The following is a 15,600-nucleotide window of genomic DNA, read 5'->3' on the forward strand; positions in this document are numbered from 1 at the left end:
GGGAGCCGCGGGCTGCGAGGATCCGACAGCATGCGAGTAGTCGTACAAAACGATAAGAGTCGGTCTTTTCGGGTGAAGCGCTCGGCCATCGGGGTTCGCGGCGCCTTCACCGCCCTCGCCGTGGCCGCCCTCGTCTCCGGCTGTGCGCAGGAAACCTCCGGAGCCAGGGGCGCCTCCGGCCAGCAGCCCCTCCAGGCACCCCCGGCCCGTGCGCTCGACAGCTACGCCTCCGAGCTGCGCGCGGCGTACGAGGCCAGGGTCGCCGCCGCCGAGCGCTGGAACCTGAAGGAGGTCCCCCTGACCCCACCGCCGCCCCCCGCGGAGAAGCCGGTGATCGCACCGCGCGCGGGCTTCGAGGTGACCGGACAGGAGGAAGAGGACCTGCCGCCGGTCTTCACCACCGTCCCCACCGAGGACAAGGTCGTCTTCCTCACCATCGACGACGGCGCCGAGAAGGACCCGCAGTTCCTGCGGATGATGAGCGACCTGAAGATCCCGTACACCGCCTTCCTCAGCGACTACCTGATCAGGGACGACTACGGCTACTTCGGGAGGATGCGGGACCGCGGGGTCACCCTCAACAACCACACCCTCAACCACCCCTACCTGCCCGGACTGTCGTACGCGGAACAGAGGCGCGAGATCTGCGGCATGCAGGACGTGATCGAGGAGCGCTACGGCACGCGTCCCGTCCTCTTCCGCCCGCCCTACGGCAACTACAACGGGGACACCCTGCGCGCCGCGAAGTCCTGCGGCATCAAGTACGCCCCGATCTGGAACGAGGAGGTCTTCGCCGACCACTGGGACTACCGCGAATCGGACCGGCGGCTCCGCCCCGGCGACATCGTCCTCACCCACTTCCGGGGCCCGGGCGACTGGGGCGGCACGATGCGCGACATGGTCCGGGAGTTCCTCGACAAGGTCACCGCCGAGGGATACGCGGTGGCCAGGCTGGAGGACTACCTGTGAGGCGGGGGCGGTGCCGGCCCGCCGGGGCCGCCCTGGCGGCCGTCCTGCTCGCCGGCTGCGCCCCGTTCGCCGGCCCCGCCGAACGCCCCGGCGAGGCCGCGGCCCACACCCCGCGCCGCCACCCGGCGCAGGGCAACGGGCAGAAGCAGGGCCTGCCGCCCGTCGTCGACCGCGTCCGCACCGACGACAGGGTCGTCTTCCTCACCTACGACGACGGAGCCGAGCGCGACCCGCGCTTCACCGACCTGGTGCGCGAACGGCGGCTCCCGGTCACCCTGTTCCTCACCGACACCGTCGCCGGACCGGCGTACGGCCACTTCGCGCGGCTGCGCTCGGTCGGCGCGAGCCTGCAGAACCACACCCTCGACCACCCCTCCCTGCGCGGCCTGCCCTACGCCGGCCAGCGCGCCGAGATCTGCGGCCAGCAGAACAAGCTCCGATCCCGCTTCGGCGTCCGCCCCCGCCTCTTCCGCCCGCCCTACGGCACGTACGACACGACGACCCTGCGCGCCGCCGCCGACTGCGGCGTCACGGCGGTCGTCCTGTGGCGGGCGGCGCTGGACGCCGACGGCCACCTGACCTTCACCCGGGGCGAACACCGCCTGCTCCCCGGCGACATCGTGTCCGTCGGCGCGCCGGTCCGCACGGAGGCCCTGCTGCGGAAGATCGAGGAGGAGGGGCTGAGGGTGGGCCGTCTGGAGGACTACCTCTAGCGGTGGTGTCGTCGGCGGCGCCCGTCAATGCCGGTCCGGCACTCCCAGCCCGTCTGGGGGTGCCCCCTCTGGGGGAGTTCGAGGACGAGGCCGTCCAGGCCGAAGCGGGGGCCTGGGGGCGGCAGCCCCCAGCGACGCCCACACCCACGCGGGGTGCCGGAGAAACCGGCGTTCACCCGAGATCCCCGGCCGACGCGCCGCAGGCATTGGCACTCCGCTTGACCGAGTGCTAATCGCGGTCATAGTCTCGGCTCTGGCACTCCCCCCTGGAGAGTGCCAACAACGCGACGGGCAGGTCCGGCACCCGCGACGACGGATCGACCTGGTCGCCACCTCAGACAGTTAACCCCGTGAGATCTCCGAAGGGGGAGGTCGGATCGTGACGACCGCCAGCTCCAAGGTTGCCATCAAGCCGCTCGAGGACCGCATCGTGGTCCAGCCGCTCGACGCCGAGCAGACCACGGCTTCGGGCCTGGTCATTCCGGACACCGCCAAGGAGAAGCCCCAGGAGGGCGTCGTCCTGGCCGTGGGCCCGGGCCGCTTCGAGGACGGCAACCGTCTTCCGCTCGACGTCTCCGTCGGCGACGTCGTTCTCTACAGCAAGTACGGCGGCACCGAGGTGAAGTACAACGGCGAGGAGTACCTCGTCCTCTCGGCCCGCGACGTGCTCGCGATCATCGAGAAGTAAGTCGACCCGCCTCGACTCCTGCTCAGCAGCTGCGCCCCTGGCCCCCGCGACCCATAAGAAGCCGGGCGCCCGGGGCGCAGCCAGTTCTCCCCTAGATTTCGGAAGAGGGCTCACGCTCCCATGGCGAAGATCCTGAAGTTCGACGAGGACGCCCGTCGCGCCCTTGAGCGCGGCGTCAACAAGCTCGCCGACACGGTCAAGGTGACCATCGGCCCCAAGGGTCGCAACGTCGTCATCGACAAGAAGTTCGGCGCTCCGACCATCACCAACGACGGTGTCACGATCGCCCGCGAGGTCGAGATCGAGGACCCGTACGAGAACCTCGGCGCCCAGCTGGTCAAGGAGGTGGCGACCAAGACCAACGACATCGCGGGTGACGGTACGACCACCGCGACCGTCCTGGCCCAGGCGCTGGTCCGCGAGGGCCTGAAGAACGTCGCCGCCGGTGCCTCCCCGGCGCTGCTGAAGAAGGGCATCGACGCGGCCGTCGCCGCCGTCTCCGAGGACCTCCTCGCGACCGCCCGCCCGATCGACGAGAAGTCCGACATCGCCGCCGTCGCCGCGCTGTCCGCCCAGGACCAGCAGGTCGGCGAGCTGATCGCCGAGGCGATGGACAAGGTCGGCAAGGACGGTGTCATCACCGTCGAGGAGTCCAACACCTTCGGCCTGGAGCTGGACTTCACCGAGGGCATGGCCTTCGACAAGGGCTACCTGTCGCCGTACTTCGTGACGGACCAGGAGCGCATGGAGGCCGTCCTGGAGGACCCGTACATCCTCATCAACCAGGGCAAGATCTCCTCCATCGCGGACCTGCTGCCGCTGCTGGAGAAGGTCATCCAGGCCAACGCCTCCAAGCCGCTGCTGATCATCGCCGAGGACGTCGAGGGCGAGGCCCTGTCCACCCTCGTCGTGAACAAGATCCGCGGCACCTTCAACGCCGTCGCGGTGAAGGCCCCCGGCTTCGGCGACCGCCGCAAGGCGATGCTGCAGGACATGGCCGTCCTCACCGGCGCCACCGTCATCTCCGAGGAGGTCGGCCTCAAGCTCGACCAGGTCGGCCTGGACGTGCTCGGCTCCGCCCGCCGCGTCACCGTCACCAAGGACGACACCACGATCGTCGACGGTGCCGGCAAGAAGGACGAGGTCGAGGGCCGCGTCGCGCAGATCAAGGCCGAGATCGAGACCACCGACTCCGACTGGGACCGCGAGAAGCTCCAGGAGCGCCTCGCCAAGCTGGCCGGCGGCGTGTGCGTGATCAAGGTCGGCGCCGCCACCGAGGTGGAGCTGAAGGAGCGCAAGCACCGTCTGGAGGACGCCATCTCCGCGACCCGCGCCGCGGTCGAGGAGGGCATCGTCTCCGGTGGTGGCTCCGCCCTGGTCCACGCCGTCAAGGTCCTGGAGGACAACCTCGGCAAGACCGGCGACGAGGCCACCGGTGTCTCGGTCGTGCGCAAGGCCGCCGTCGAGCCGCTGCGCTGGATCGCCGAGAACGCCGGCCTGGAGGGCTACGTCATCGTCTCCAAGGTGGCGGAGCTCGACAAGGGCAACGGCTACAACGCCGCCACCGGCGAGTACGGCGACCTGGTCAAGGCCGGCGTCATCGACCCGGTGAAGGTCACCCGCTCCGCCCTGGAGAACGCCGCCTCCATCGCCTCCCTCCTGCTCACGACCGAGACCCTGGTCGTCGAGAAGAAGGAAGAGGAGGAGCCGGCCGCCGCGGGCCACGGCCACGGCCACGCCCACTGAGCGCTGCGCTGAGCCGAACGGTGCCCGGTCCCCTGCGGGGGCCGGGCACCGTTTCTTGGCGCCGGGTGCGCGTCTGCCCCGTCGGGTCCGGTGCCGGGTGCGGCGCCGCGGGGGCTGGTCGCGCAGTTGCCCGCGCCCCTTCCGGGGCGCGTTCTACTGGGGTCCGTACTTCCGCCCCGTCCTCGACGTGATCCCGCCCAGCATCCCCCGCGGCACCAGCTTCGTCGCCCCCATCAGCGTCTTGTAGCGGGGGTCCGGGACCGACAGGGACTTGCCCCGTGCCAGGTCCTTCAGGGCCGCGGCGACCAGTTTGTCGGCGTCCAGCCACATCCAGTTCGGGATGTTGTCCGTGCCCATCCCGGCCCGCGCGTGGAACTCGGTGCGGACGAAGCCGGGGCACAGGGCCATCAGGCGCACCCCGCTGCCGGCCAGGTCCTTCGCCACGCCCTGCGTGAACTGCACGACCCACGCCTTGGAGGCCCCGTAGGTGCCGCGCGGCACGAACGCCGCGACCGAGGCCACGTTGACGACGCCCCCGCGGCCCCGCTCCCGCATCGCCTCCGTCGCCGCCGAGGTCAGCCGCAGCACCGCCTCGCAGTGCACCTTCAGCATCGTCAGCTCGTCGGCCATCGGGACGTCGAGGAAACGTCCCTTGTTGCCGAAGCCGGCGTTGTTGATCAGCAGGTCGACGGGGTCCCTGCGCTCACCCAGCCGGGCCGCCACCGCCTCGATGCCGGCGTCCGTCGCGAGATCGGCGGTCAGTACCTCGGCCTCGATGCCGTGCCGGTCGTGCAGCTCGGTCGCCTGTTCGCGCAGCCGCACGGTGTCGCGGGCCACGAGGACCAGGTCGTGCCCGTCGGCCGCCAGCCGCCGTGCGAACGCGGCGCCGATCCCCGCGGTCGATCCCGTAATCAATGCCGTTGTCATGGCGCAAGGTTAGTGACCCGGACCGCATCCGTCCGCTTCGCTCACCGGGTCCCCGGCCCGTGGAGCCTCCGTGGACGCACTGTGCGTGAGCTCCCGTCAGGCGGTCTGCGCCGCCATGTACTTCCGTGCCGTGGCCAGCGCCTCGGGGTGCAGCGCCTCGCCTGCCGCGAGCAGCCGGGGCAGCAGCTCACGCTCGGTCGTCACGGCCCGGAACTGCAACGCCACCGTCACCTCGTGAGCGGGCCGGTGCACTATCTCCACCGGGTCGCCCGCACGGATCTCGCCGGGCTCGATCACCCGCAGGTAGGCGCCCGGCGCACCCTTCCGGGTGAAGCGCCTCACCCACTGGCTCTCACCCAGATGGCCCTGGAAGGTGCGGCAGGGGATCCGGCCCGAGGTGACCTCCAGCACCAGATCGGGGCCGATCCGCCAGCGCTCGCCGATCCGGGCGCCGGAGACGTCCAGCCCCGCCGTCGTCAGGTTCTCGCCGAACGAGCCGTTGGGCAGCGGCCGGCCCAGCTCGCGTTCCCAGTCGTCGAGGTCCTCGCGCGCCACCGCGTACACGGCCTGGTCCGTGCCGCCGTGGTGGCGCGTGTCGCACACCGCGTCCCCGGCCAGCCCGCTCGCGCCGGTCCCCTTCGGACCGGGCGCCGCCACCCGCACCGGCCCGTCGGCCGGGCGCTTGTCGATGCCGGTCACACCTTCGGGGTGATCCGTGTACGGAACGGTCTTCGGGCGGCCCAGGTTCACTGAGAGAAGCAGCGTCATGGCGGCACGGTAGATCACCCGTCACCAAAGCGTCGACGCATTATTCGACGCCGGTTCAAAGGATCGCTTATCCTCGGGCGTGTGATCGAGGCTCGTCATCTCCGGGTGCTGCGCGCCGTGGCCGGCACCGGTTCCTTCTCCGCCGCCGGGCGCGAACTGGGCTGCACGCAGCCCGCCGTCAGCCAGCAGATGAAGGCCCTGGAGGCATCCGTCGGCACGCCCCTGCTCGTCCGCAGCGGACGCGAGATGCGGCTGACTCAGGCGGGAGAGGCGCTGGTGCGCCACGCCGCCGGGATCCTCGCCGGGCTGACCGCGGCCGAGGAGGAGGTCGCCGCCATCGCCGGGCTGCGGGCCGGGCGGGTGCGGCTGGTGTCCTTCCCCAGCGGCAGCTCCGCGCTGGTGCCCACCGCGCTCGCCGCGCTGCGTGCCGCGCACCCCGGCACCCGGGTCTCCCTGGAGGAGGCCGAGCCGCCGAAGTCCGTGGAACTGCTGCGGGAGGGCGACTGCGACGTGGCGCTGGCCTTCCGCTACGAGGGGGCGGCGGGCGCCGAGGAGTGGGACGACCTCGTCGTACGGCCGCTGCTGACCGACCGCCTGGTGGCACTGGTGCCCGAGGCCCACCGGCTCGCGCGTACGGGGCCCACGGGTTCCGTCGCCATCGGCGACCTCGCCGGGGAGCCGTGGATCGCGGGCTGCCCGCGCTGCCGCGGTCAGCTGGTCGAGGTGTGCGAGGGGGCCGGCTTCACACCCCGTATCGATTTCGCGACGGACGACTATCCGGCGGTCGTGGGCCTGGTCGGCGCGGGTCTGGGGGTCGCCGTGCTGCCCCAGCTCGCGGTCGAGTCCGTGCGGCCGAGGGGCGCCCGTACGGTGGCGCTGGAGCCGGCGGTGCGGCGGGAGATCGTCGCGCTCACGCTGCCCGACCTGGCCCAGGTGCCGGCCGTGGCGGCGACGCTGGACGAGCTGGCCCGGGCGGCGTCCCGCTAGCCGCCGGCGCCGCGAGGGGCGCCGGGCATATGCGTACGCGCGCTTGGAGAAACGTTCCTTCAGTTAACTGGTCCGCTGCGTCCTTCAGTGGTGCGGGGCCGTGTCCCCGCCGGTCGCCGATGCCGACACCAGGCGGTTGCGCGCCCGTCCCATCAGCTCCTCGCGTTCGTCCTCGGTCAGCCCGCCCCATACGCCGTACGGCTCGCGCACGGCCAGCGCGTGGGCCGCGCACTCGGCGCGGACCGGGCACCTCATGCAGACCTCCTTGGCCGAGTTCTCGCGAGCGCTCCGGGCCGCACCGCGCTCGCCCTCCGGATGGAAGAAGAGCGAGCTGTCCACCCCGCGGCACGCAGCCAGGAGCTGCCAGTCCCACAAGTCCGCGTTCGGTCCGGGAAGGCGGGAGAAATCTGCCATTGTGTGACCCCTTGTAGCCGATCTGGGTGGATACGGTGTCCACGACCGTACAACTACGATCTAAGGAGATGAAAATATGACTCATTGAGAATCTAGCCGCAGACACCAGCGAAGCGGAAGAAAAGCGGCTAAATGGGGCATAGCTTGTGATGAAAGGTTGTCGGTCTGCTGCGCATGTCTGCGCTGTGTCCGTCCCCTCACGTAGAGTGCCGAAGACGACACACAGCCCCGTAACTCTTTCGAGTGACCGTCGTTGAGAGTGCGGAGGCGGTTGAAGGAACAAGCGCTCGGGCGGGCGTCCGAGACGGTCGACCGCACAGGTGACGATTTCGAACCAGCCTGGAGGCTCAACGTGACGCGCATCAGCTGCGGAGGACGGCCATGACTTCCGTCCTCGTCTGCGACGACTCCCCGCTTGCCCGAGAGGCGCTCCGCCGCGCGGTCGCGACCGTGCCCGGCGTCGAGCGCGTGACGACGGCTGCCAACGGCGAGGAAGTCCTCCGCCGCTGGGGCGCCGACCGCTCGGACCTGATTCTCATGGACGTGCGCATGCCCGGCCTGGGCGGCGTCGAGACCGTCCGGCGGCTGCTGTCCGCCGACCCCGGTGCGCGCATCATCATGCTCACCGTCGCCGAGGACCTGGACGGCGTGGCCCTCGCCGTCGCCGCCGGTGCCCGTGGCTATCTGCACAAGGACGCCTCGCGCGCCGAGCTGCGCGCCACCGTCACGCAGGCCCTCGCCGACCCCACCTGGCGGCTGGCCCCGCGCCGGCTGCGCTCGGCCGAGATGGGCGCCGCGCCCACCCTGACCGCGCGGGAGATCCAGGTCCTGGAGGGCATGAGCCACGGCCGGTCCAACGCGGAGATCGGCCGTGAGCTGTTCCTCTCGGAGGACACCGTCAAGACGCACGCCCGGCGGCTGTTCAAGAAGCTCGGCGCCTCGGACCGGGCGCACGCCGTGGCGCTCGGCTTCCGGTGGGGCCTGGTCCGCTAGGGCCTGCCCGGCGGAACAGGCTGCGGGGACCGGCGGTGCCGATCGGCGGAGGTGAGCGGGGCGTGGTTCGTGCAGTCGCGCGGCGCGGGGGAGCCGGCGACCGACGCCGCCGCGGGCACCCCCACGCCCGTCAGGCGGTGGGGGAGTATGTGCGGACTCCGCGGGCCCGGCGTGATCCGCCGGTCAGGGCTTAGGAGCGCCCCCGTGCGGTGCAGGTCCACGGGGCCCGACGAGGGGCCGGCGATCCCCGCTTACCGCGAGGTGGGCGGGGCTGACAAGGCGACCCGCCGGGTGCCCGCTGCTCGTTTCGCCGCGGATGCCGCATCCTTGAGGTGTGGAGTTCCTCGGGGACGAGTCGGTCGAGCGGAAGGGGAGGGCGCAGGGGATGAGTTCCGGCGCACCTGCTCATAACGCTTCGGTGCACAACAACGGGCGCGGTGCCACGGATCGGACAGCCGCAAGGCACCATGGTCCGATGCGTGACGACGAGGCGGCCCCTGACCAAGGGACGGTCGGTGGGCTCGTCCACCGCGCCGTCGACGGGGACGAGCAGGCCACGCACGACCTGCTCGCCCATGTCCATCCGCTGGCGCTGCGGTACTGCCGGACGAGGCTGTCCCGGCTGCCGGGCGACGCCCGGCACTTCGTCGAGGACCTCGCTCAGGAGGTCTGCGTGGCGGTCCTCCTCGCGCTGCCCCGCTACAAGGACACCGGACGCCCCTTCGAGGCGTTCGTCTTCGCCATCGCCGCCCACAAGGTCGCCGACCTCCAGCGCGCCGCGATGCGGCACCCCGGCTCGACGGCCGTCCCGTCCGACGAGATGCCCGAGCGGCCGGACGACTCCCTCGGCCCGGAGGAGCGGGCGCTGCTCAGCAGCGACGCCGAGTGGGCCAAGAAACTGCTGGCCAACCTGCCCGAGAACCAGCGTGAGCTGCTTCTGCTGCGCATCGCGGTGGGGCTCACGGCCGAGGAGACCGGGCAGATGTTGGGAATGTCACCCGGGGCCGTGCGGGTGGCCCAGCACCGGGCGCTGAGCCGGCTGAGGGCGCTCGCGGAGCAGTGACGCCCGCCGTGAACGGGCGGCGGGTCGTGTCCGTACAAAGATCCGTACGAATCTACGAAGCCCATAGCGGTCCTTGATCGTGGAATGAGACACGTCCACTTCCCGTTAGCATGGACATCCGCACCGATCAAGGCCATTTGGGGAAGGTGTCATGACTGCCAACGTCGACGGAGTGCCCGAGAAGTTCGCGACACTCGGGCTGACCTACGACGACGTGCTGCTGCTGCCGGGCCCGTCGGACATGGCACCCGACGAGATCGACACCGCCTCGTACGTCTCCAAGAACGTGCGGGTGAACATCCCGCTGCTGTCCGCCGCCATGGACAAGGTCACCGAATCGCGCATGGCGATCGCGATGGCCCGCCAGGGCGGTGTCGGTGTACTGCACCGCAACCTGTCCATCGAGGACCAGGCCAACCAGGTCGACCTGGTCAAGCGCTCCGAGTCGGGCATGGTGGCCAACCCCATCACGATCCACCCGGACGCCCTGCTGGCCGAGGCCGACGCGCTGTGCGCCAAGTTCCGCATCAGCGGCGTGCCGGTCACCGACGGCGCCGGCAAGCTGCTCGGCATCGTCACCAACCGCGACATGGCCTTCGAGACCGACCGCACCCGTCGGGTGCGCGAGGTCATGACGCCGATGCCGCTGGTCACCGGCAAGGTCGGCATCTCCGGCGTCGACGCCATGGAGCTGCTGCGCCGCCACAAGATCGAGAAGCTGCCGCTGGTCGACGACAACGGCGTCCTCAAGGGCCTGATCACGGTCAAGGACTTCGTCAAGGCCGAGAAGTACCCCAACGCCGCCAAGGACGCCAAGGGGCGGCTGCTGGTCGGCGCCGCGGTCGGTGTCGCCGGTGACGCCTTCGAGCGCGCCCAGGCGCTGATCGAGGCGGGCGTCGACTTCATCGTCGTCGACACCGCGCACGGCCACTCCCGGCTGGTCGGCGACATGGTCGCCAAGATCAAGTCGAACTCCTCCGGCGTCGACGTCATCGGCGGCAACATCGCCACCCGGGACGGCGCGAAGGCCCTGGTCGACGCGGGTGCCGACGGCATCAAGGTCGGCGTGGGCCCCGGTTCCATCTGCACCACCCGCGTGGTCGCCGGCGTCGGCGTCCCGCAGGTCACCGCCATCTACGAGGCGTCGCTGGCCGCCCGCGAGGCCGGTGTCCCGGTCATCGGCGACGGCGGTCTGCAGTACTCCGGCGACATCGCCAAGGCCCTGGTCGCCGGCGCCGACACGGTGATGCTCGGCTCGCTGCTGGCGGGCTGCGAGGAGTCGCCGGGCGAGCTGATGTTCATCAACGGCAAGCAGTTCAAGTCGTACCGCGGCATGGGCTCGCTGGGCGCCATGCAGACCCGCGGCGACCGCAAGTCGTTCTCCAAGGACCGCTACTTCCAGGAGGGCGTCGCCTCCGACGAGCAGCTGGTCCCCGAGGGCATCGAGGGCCAGGTGCCCTACCGCGGCCCGCTCTCCTCGGTCGTCCACCAGCTGGTCGGCGGCCTGCGCCAGTCGATGTTCTACGTCGGCGGCCGGACCGTGCCGGAGCTGCAGAGCAACGGCCGGTTCGTGCGGATCACCTCCGCCGGTCTGAAGGAGAGCCACCCGCACGACATCCAGATGACGGTCGAGGCACCGAACTACAGCCGCAAGTAGGCAGCGGCCTTCCCGAGGGCGGCCCCGGAGCATCCGGGGCCGCTTTCGCCGTGCCCGTCGGGGATACTGGAAGGCGCTGAAACGCATCAGGGAAAGGCCACAGACGTGACTGAGATCGAGATCGGGCGCGGCAAGCGCGGCCGCCGGGCGTATGCCTTCGACGACATCGCCGTCGTCCCCAGCCGCCGTACGCGGGACCCGAAGGAGGTCTCGATCGCCTGGCAGATCGACGCCTACCGCTTCGAGCTGCCCTTCCTCGCCGCCCCCATGGACTCCGTCGTCTCCCCGGCCACCGCGATCCGGATCGGCGAGCTGGGCGGCCTGGGCGTGCTGAACCTCGAAGGTCTGTGGACGCGGTACGAGGACCCGCAGCCGCTGCTCGACGAGATCGCCGAGCTGGACGCGGAGGCGGCCACCCGGCGCCTGCAGGAGATCTACGCCGCGCCCATCAAGGAAGAGCTGATCGGGCAGCGCATCAAGGAGGTGCGCGACTCCGGCGTGGTCACCGCCGCCGCGCTCTCCCCGCAGCGCACGGCCCAGTTCTCCAAGGCGGTCGTGGACGCGGGCGTGGACATCTTCGTCATCCGCGGCACGACGGTCTCGGCGGAGCACGTGTCCTCCTCGCACGAGCCGCTGAACCTGAAGCAGTTCATCTACGAGCTGGACGTCCCGGTGATCGTCGGCGGCTGCGCCACCTACACCGCGGCCCTGCACCTGATGCGCACGGGCGCGGCGGGCGTCCTCGTCGGCTTCGGCGGCGGCGCCGCGCACACCACGCGCAACGTGCTCGGCATCCAGGTCCCGATGGCCACCGCGGTCGCCGACGTGGCCGCCGCCCGCCGCGACTACATGGACGAGTCCGGCGGCCGGTACGTGCACGTGATCGCGGACGGCGGTGTCGGCTGGTCCGGCGACCTGCCCAAGGCGATCGCCTGCGGCGCCGACGCGGTGATGATGGGCTCGCCGCTGGCCCGGGCGACCGACGCGCCGGGCAAGGGCCACCACTGGGGCATGGAGGCCGTCAACGAGGAGCTGCCGCGCGGCAAGAAGGTCGGCCTCGGCACGGTCGGCACGATCGAGGAGATCCTCACCGGCCCGTCCCACACGCCCGACGGTTCGATGAACTTCTTCGGCGCGCTGCGCCGGGCGATGGCCACGACCGGCTACAGCGAGCTGAAGGAGTTCCAGCGGGTCGAGGTGACGGTGGCGGACTCCCAGCACCGCCGCTGAGCCACACCGCGTACGGGCCGGTCACCGGGTGAGGTGACCGGCCCTTTCGCAACCCCGCGCGCCCCTGCCTCACAACCGGTGCGCCGCCCCCGCGGGCGCGGCCCCCCGGGTGTCCAGCATGAGCTGGGCCTTCACCGACAGGCCCTGGAGGTCGTACGTGCGGTGCTGCTGGAGGAGGATCGTCAGGTCGGCGTCGGCGGCGGCCTCGTAGAGGGAGTCGGCGCGGGGGACGGGGCGGCCCAGGACGTTCCAGGACGGGATGTGCGGGTCGTGGTAGCTGACCGAGGCGCCCAGTGACATCAGGCGGGTCGCGATCTCCTGGGCCGGGGTCGCCTGCTGGTCGGCCAGGTCGGGCTTGTAGGTGACGCCGAGGAGCAGGACGCGGGCGCCGCGCGCCGACTTGCCGTGCTCGTTGAGGAGGGCGGCGGCGCGCTGGACGACGTAGCGGGGCATCTGGTCGTTGACCTGCCGGGCCAGCTCCACCATGCGCAGGCTGCGGGGCGCGTGGCCGGTCAGGTCCTGGGGGACGGAGTGGCCGCCGACGCCGGGGCCGGGGCGGAAGGCCTGGAAGCCGAACGGCTTGGTCTCCGCGCAGCGGATGACGTCCCACACGTCGACGCCCAGGTCGTGGCAGAGGACGGCCATCTCGTTGACGAGGGCGATGTTGACGTGCCGGAAATTGGCCTCCAGGAGCTGGACCGTCTCCGCCTCGCGGAGCCCGCGTGCCCGTACCACCTTGTCCGTGAGGCGGCTGTAGAAGGCGGCGGCCGACTCGGTGCAGGCCGGGGTGAGGCCGCCGATGACCTTCGGGGTGTTGGCGGGGGTGAAGTCGCGGTTGCCGGGGTCGGCCCGGCTGGGGGAGTAGGCGAGGTGGAAGTCCCGGCCGGCGCGCAGTCCCGAGCCGTGCTCCAGGATCGGGCGGAGGAAGTCCTCCGTCGTGCCGGGGCGCACGGGGGACTCCAGGACCACCGTGATGTGCGGGCGCATGTGGGCGGCCAGGGTGCGGGCGGCGGCCTCCACCTGGGTCAGGTCGAGACCGCCGTCGGCGCCCGGCGCGGTGGGCGCGCAGATGACCGCGGTGCGCACCCGGCCCAGCTCGGCCGGGCCGGCCGCCGTCCGGAAGCCCCCCGAGAGCATCCGGCGCAGTTCGGAGGGGGTGAGGGGGTCGGTCTCCGGGCCGGTCCGGTAGCCGAGCGTGGGCACGCCGGCCAAGACGGCGGCCTGGGCCAGGGGCAGGCCGTACGGGCCGAGTCCGATGACGGCGAGATCTGCGGGCATGGCGTGGGCCGTCCTTCCCAGTAGCCGAAGCTGGACAGGTGCGCAAGCCCTGTGGACAGGATGGGCGAGCACAACGTCACACTAGGAGTAAATATGACCGACTTGTGGGATTGATCCGCCGAGTTTTGAAGAGTGTTGGCGGGAGTGTCCCGGAAGTTTGTCCACAGGCTGGGGGCGCGTGGTGGCTGAAGTCGGGCAACCCGGTCAGAATCTGGGCATGGGGGGTACCAGGAACCGGGCTTCGCCCGACGGGTGCGGCCGACGCGACTGACAGCGGGAGGCAGCAGTGAGGACAGCGACCCTGGGGCCGGCGCAGCGCGCCGAGTCGCTCGCGGCCATGGCCGAGCGCGAGCTGGACGTGCTGGTGGTGGGTGCGGGCGTGGTCGGAGCGGGCACCGCCCTCGACGCCGTGACCCGCGGCCTGTCCACCGGCCTGGTGGAGGCACGCGACTGGGCGTCCGGTACCTCCAGCAGGTCCAGCAAGCTCATCCACGGCGGCCTGCGCTATCTGGAGATGCTCGACTTCGCGCTCGTGCGGGAGGCGCTCAAGGAGCGCGGGCTGCTGCTGGAGCGGCTCGCGCCGCACCTGGTGAAGCCGGTGCCGTTCCTGTACCCGCTGCAGCACAGGGGCTGGGAGCGGCTGTACGCGGGCTCGGGCGTCGCGCTCTACGACGCGATGTCGATGGCCCGCGGGCACGGCCGGGGCCTGCCCCTGCACCGCCACCTGAGCCGGCATCACGCACTGCGGGTGGCACCGGCGTTGAAGAAGGACGCGCTGGTCGGGGCGTTGCAGTATTACGACGCCCAGATGGACGACGCCCGCTTCGTCGCGACGCTGGTGCGCACGGCGGCGGCGTACGGCGCCCACGTGGCCAACCGCGCGCGCGTGACCGGGTTCCTGCGCGAGGGCGAGCGGGTGGTCGGAGCCCGGGTGCAGGACGTCGAGGCGGGCGGCGAGTACGAGATCCGCGCCAAGCAGATCGTGAACGCCACCGGTGTGTGGACGGACGACACCCAGGCGATGGTGGGGGAGCGCGGACAGTTCCACGTCCGGGCCTCCAAGGGTATCCACCTGGTCGTGCCCAAGGACCGCATCAACTCCTCCACCGGGCTGATCCTGCGCACCGAGAAGTCCGTGCTGTTCGTCATACCCTGGGGCCGGCACTGGATCATCGGCACCACGGACACCGACTGGGACCTCGACAAGGCCCACCCGGCCGCGTCCAGCGCCGACATCGACTACCTCCTGGAGCACGTCAACTCGGTGCTCGCCGTGCCCCTGACCAGGGACGACGTCGAAGGCGTCTACGCGGGCCTGCGCCCGCTGCTCGCCGGCGAGTCGGACGCCACCAGCAAACTGTCGCGCGAGCACACCGTTGCCCACCCGGTGCCCGGGCTCGTGGTCGTGGCGGGCGGCAAGTACACGACGTACCGGGTGATGGCCAAGGACGCCGTGGACGAGGCGGTGCACGGCCTCGACATGCGGGTCGCCGACTGCGTCACCGAGGACGTGCCGCTGCTCGGCGCCGAGGGCTTCCACGCGCTGTGGAACGCGCGGGCGCGCACGGCCGCACGCACCGGCCTGCACGTCGTCCGCGTCGAGCACCTGCTGAACCGCTACGGCACGATGGCGGAGGAACTGCTGCAGCTGATCGCCGAAGACCCCACCCTCGGGGAACCGCTGCACGCCGCCGACGACTACCTGCGCGCCGAGATCGTGTACGCCGCCTCCCACGAGGGGGCGCGCCACCTGGACGACGTGCTCACCCGGCGCACCCGCATATCCATCGAGACCTTCGACCGGGGCACGCGCAGCGCCCGCGAGGCCGCCGAACTGATGGCGCCCGTGCTGGGCTGGGACAAGGACCAGATCGAACGCGAGGTCCAGCACTACGAGAAGCGGGTGGAGGCCGAGCGGGAGTCGCAGCGCCAGCCGGACGACCTGACGGCGGACGCGGCCCGGCTGGGCGCGCCGGACATCGTGCCGCTGTAGCGGTGCGCCCGGGCCCGGGTGACGCCAGGTCAGCGCCGCCGGGCCCGCCGCCGCACCCCTCGCGCACACCGGCGGAACGCGCGGTTCACCGGCTCCTTTGGCCCGCGGGGCCACGGTGCGCCGCCAGAGGCACCCTGGGCGTCGAGCACTTGTCGGGTGAGGGACAATGAAGGC

Annotated in this window: 14 protein-coding genes; 10 read left to right on the top strand and 4 right to left on the bottom strand. The window is 71.4% G+C overall.

What is annotated here, in order from left to right; translation table 11 throughout:
* The first annotated feature begins 30 nt into the window (after positions 1-30).
* The 4 genes from H0H10_RS28565 (at position 31) to groL (ending at position 4,116) form a co-directional block, all read left to right on the top strand.
* Positions 31-969: a polysaccharide deacetylase family protein gene (locus tag H0H10_RS28565; RefSeq protein ID WP_188184007.1), complete on the top strand. Its 939-nt coding sequence runs from the start codon at positions 31-33 to the stop codon at positions 967-969.
* A complete protein-coding gene (locus H0H10_RS28570; protein ID WP_188184008.1) occupies positions 966-1,682 on the top strand; it encodes a polysaccharide deacetylase family protein in 717 nt (238 codons plus the stop codon). The genes H0H10_RS28565 and H0H10_RS28570 overlap by 4 nt, the downstream gene beginning before the upstream one ends.
* A gap of 379 nt (positions 1,683-2,061) precedes the next feature.
* A complete protein-coding gene (gene groES, locus H0H10_RS28575; protein WP_014178834.1) occupies positions 2,062-2,370 on the top strand; it encodes a co-chaperone GroES in 309 nt (102 codons plus the stop codon).
* 120 nt (positions 2,371-2,490) lie between these two features.
* Positions 2,491-4,116: a chaperonin GroEL gene (gene groL / locus H0H10_RS28580; protein ID WP_188184009.1), complete on the top strand. Its 1,626-nt coding sequence runs from the start codon at positions 2,491-2,493 to the stop codon at positions 4,114-4,116.
* A 153-nt stretch (positions 4,117-4,269) separates the two neighbouring features.
* Here groL and H0H10_RS28585 read toward each other — a convergent pair whose 3' ends face one another.
* Positions 4,270-5,043, bottom strand: a complete 774-nt coding sequence (locus tag H0H10_RS28585; protein WP_188184010.1) for an SDR family NAD(P)-dependent oxidoreductase — start codon at positions 5,041-5,043, stop codon at positions 4,270-4,272.
* Between the two features lie 96 nt (positions 5,044-5,139).
* Positions 5,140-5,811, bottom strand: coding sequence for an MOSC domain-containing protein (locus H0H10_RS28590; RefSeq protein ID WP_188184011.1), 672 nt, complete (start codon positions 5,809-5,811; stop codon positions 5,140-5,142).
* Between the two features lie 81 nt (positions 5,812-5,892).
* Between H0H10_RS28590 and H0H10_RS28595 the strand changes: the two genes are divergently transcribed.
* The gene (locus H0H10_RS28595; protein ID WP_188184012.1) at positions 5,893-6,798 is read left to right on the top strand and encodes a LysR family transcriptional regulator; all 906 of its coding nucleotides are present in this window, start codon (positions 5,893-5,895) and stop codon (positions 6,796-6,798) included.
* Between the two features lie 84 nt (positions 6,799-6,882).
* On the opposite strand, the gene H0H10_RS28600 is transcribed toward H0H10_RS28595, so the two are convergent.
* A complete protein-coding gene (locus tag H0H10_RS28600; protein WP_188184013.1) occupies positions 6,883-7,212 on the bottom strand; it encodes a WhiB family transcriptional regulator in 330 nt (109 codons plus the stop codon).
* 381 nt (positions 7,213-7,593) lie between these two features.
* Between H0H10_RS28600 and H0H10_RS28605 the strand changes: the two genes are divergently transcribed.
* From H0H10_RS28605 to H0H10_RS28620, 4 genes are all read left to right on the top strand, one after another.
* Complete coding sequence (locus tag H0H10_RS28605) at positions 7,594-8,205, top strand: response regulator transcription factor (protein WP_003948568.1); 612 nt, start codon at positions 7,594-7,596, stop codon at positions 8,203-8,205.
* A gap of 475 nt (positions 8,206-8,680) precedes the next feature.
* Positions 8,681-9,268, top strand: a complete 588-nt coding sequence (locus H0H10_RS28610) for a sigma-70 family RNA polymerase sigma factor (RefSeq protein WP_188184014.1) — start codon at positions 8,681-8,683, stop codon at positions 9,266-9,268.
* Between the two features lie 151 nt (positions 9,269-9,419).
* Entirely contained in the window at positions 9,420-10,925 is a 1,506-nt protein-coding gene (gene guaB / locus H0H10_RS28615; RefSeq protein WP_188184015.1) for an IMP dehydrogenase, read from the top strand.
* A gap of 105 nt (positions 10,926-11,030) precedes the next feature.
* On the top strand, positions 11,031-12,155 hold the full coding sequence (locus H0H10_RS28620; RefSeq protein WP_188184016.1) for a GuaB3 family IMP dehydrogenase-related protein: 1,125 nt from the start codon (positions 11,031-11,033) through the stop codon (positions 12,153-12,155).
* 69 nt (positions 12,156-12,224) lie between these two features.
* On the opposite strand, the gene H0H10_RS28625 is transcribed toward H0H10_RS28620, so the two are convergent.
* Entirely contained in the window at positions 12,225-13,433 is a 1,209-nt protein-coding gene (locus H0H10_RS28625; protein WP_188184017.1) for a nucleotide sugar dehydrogenase, read from the bottom strand.
* 286 nt (positions 13,434-13,719) lie between these two features.
* Between H0H10_RS28625 and H0H10_RS28630 the strand changes: the two genes are divergently transcribed.
* Positions 13,720-15,426: a glycerol-3-phosphate dehydrogenase/oxidase gene (locus H0H10_RS28630; RefSeq protein ID WP_188184018.1), complete on the top strand. Its 1,707-nt coding sequence runs from the start codon at positions 13,720-13,722 to the stop codon at positions 15,424-15,426.
* The last annotated feature ends 174 nt before the right edge of the window (positions 15,427-15,600 follow it).

The sequence above is a fragment of the Streptomyces griseicoloratus genome (assembly GCF_014534645.1).
In the GTDB taxonomy this organism is placed as follows: domain Bacteria; phylum Actinomycetota; class Actinomycetes; order Streptomycetales; family Streptomycetaceae; genus Streptomyces; species Streptomyces griseicoloratus.

What these genes read in the sequence shown, in the direction of transcription:
- H0H10_RS28565 (WP_188184007.1), top strand. Translation starts at nt 31, where the DNA reads ATGCGAGTAGTCGTACAAAACGATAAGAGTCGGTCTTTTCGGGTGAAG.
- guaB (WP_188184015.1), top strand. Translation starts at nt 9,420, where the DNA reads ATGACTGCCAACGTCGACGGAGTGCCCGAGAAGTTCGCGACACTCGGG.
- H0H10_RS28605 (WP_003948568.1), top strand. Translation starts at nt 7,594, where the DNA reads ATGACTTCCGTCCTCGTCTGCGACGACTCCCCGCTTGCCCGAGAGGCG.
- H0H10_RS28585 (WP_188184010.1), bottom strand. Translation starts at nt 5,043, where the DNA reads ATGACAACGGCATTGATTACGGGATCGACCGCGGGGATCGGCGCCGCG.
- groL (WP_188184009.1), top strand. Translation starts at nt 2,491, where the DNA reads ATGGCGAAGATCCTGAAGTTCGACGAGGACGCCCGTCGCGCCCTTGAG.
- H0H10_RS28600 (WP_188184013.1), bottom strand. Translation starts at nt 7,212, where the DNA reads ATGGCAGATTTCTCCCGCCTTCCCGGACCGAACGCGGACTTGTGGGAC.
- H0H10_RS28625 (WP_188184017.1), bottom strand. Translation starts at nt 13,433, where the DNA reads ATGCCCGCAGATCTCGCCGTCATCGGACTCGGCCCGTACGGCCTGCCC.
- H0H10_RS28590 (WP_188184011.1), bottom strand. Translation starts at nt 5,811, where the DNA reads ATGACGCTGCTTCTCTCAGTGAACCTGGGCCGCCCGAAGACCGTTCCG.
- H0H10_RS28610 (WP_188184014.1), top strand. Translation starts at nt 8,681, where the DNA reads ATGCGTGACGACGAGGCGGCCCCTGACCAAGGGACGGTCGGTGGGCTC.